Below are 1,097 nucleotides of genomic sequence, written 5' to 3' on the forward strand. Positions count from 1 at the left end.
TTTTTTTTTTGTTTTGGGGTCTTTGTGTGGGCCTAACGTAAATCGATGACGCGTGAATTTTCCGAGGGTCAAAACCAATTTCAAAACTTTGAAGTCGCTATCGCTAACCTGGGGAATTTTGCGGCGGGAGACGCGGCGAAGCCGTCGTCGTTCGCTTGCGTCAGCAAGCAGTCAAGGACATGGGGAATATTGGCGATCGCGGACACCGCTTCGCGGTAAAAGGAGTTATGCCAGAAATAAACAAAAAGGCATAACTAATTTAGGGAACCTGGGAAGGTTGAGAACGCTTTGGGTGGCGATCGCTGGCAAACTGTTAGACTACGCGGATAACTAGTTATAAAACATGATAACCCGTCGTGCAACCATGCTAACCAGTTAATGCAGATATACTAACAGTTATGCAACTATACTAACTAGTTAATGCAGAGATAACTTGTTGACGTAAATATGTAACCAGTTAATGCAGACATAACCAAATGCATTCTTAACAGGTTAACGCAAACATAACAGGTGTGTCCGTTAATTTAAATTAACGGACACACCTGTTATGTTTGCGTTAACCTGTTAAGAATGCATTTGGTTATGTCTGCATTAACTGGTTACATATTTACGTCAACAAGTTATCTCTGCATTAACTAGTTAGTATAGTTGCATAACTGTTAGTATATCTGCATTAACTGGTTAGCATGGTTGCACGACGGGTTATCATGTTTTATAACTAGTTATCCGCGTAGTCTAACAGTTTGCCAGCGATCGCCACCCAAAGCGTTCTCAACCTTCCCAGGTTCCCTAAATTAGTTATGCCTTTTTGTTTATTTCTGGCATAACTCCTTTTACCGCGAAGCGGTGTCCGCGATCGCCAATATTCCCCATGTCCTTGACTGCTTGCTGACGCAAGCGAACGACGACGGCTTCGCCGCGTCTCCCGCCGCAAAATTCCCCAGGTTAGCGATAGCGACTTCAAAGTTTTGAAATTGGTTTTGACCCTCGGAAAATTCACGCGTCATCGATTTACGTTAGGCCCACACAAAGACCCCAAAACAAAAAAAAAAGAACTATCGGCAACCATAGATTACCACACCAGAAACTCGACGATT

Annotated in this window: 2 protein-coding genes; one reads left to right on the forward strand and one right to left on the reverse strand. The window is 43.4% G+C overall.

Annotated features, from left to right (window positions below):
- Nucleotides 1–88: 88 nt before the first annotated feature.
- Nucleotides 89–334, forward strand: coding sequence for a hypothetical protein (locus ABF638_RS38100; protein ID WP_435027905.1), 246 nt, complete (start codon nt 89–91; stop codon nt 332–334).
- A gap of 384 nt (nt 335–718) precedes the next feature.
- Here the strand turns inward: ABF638_RS38100 and ABF638_RS38105 are convergent, their stop codons facing one another.
- Nucleotides 719–964 carry a hypothetical protein gene (locus tag ABF638_RS38105; RefSeq protein ID WP_435027905.1) on the reverse strand — a complete coding sequence of 82 codons (246 nt, stop codon included), beginning with the start codon at nt 962–964 and terminating at the stop codon, nt 719–721.
- Between the last annotated feature and the right edge of the window lie 133 nt (nt 965–1,097).

This window comes from Nostoc sp. CALU 1950, assembly GCF_051172895.1.
Taxonomy (GTDB): Bacteria; Cyanobacteriota; Cyanobacteriia; order Cyanobacteriales; family Nostocaceae; genus Nostoc; species Nostoc edaphicum_A.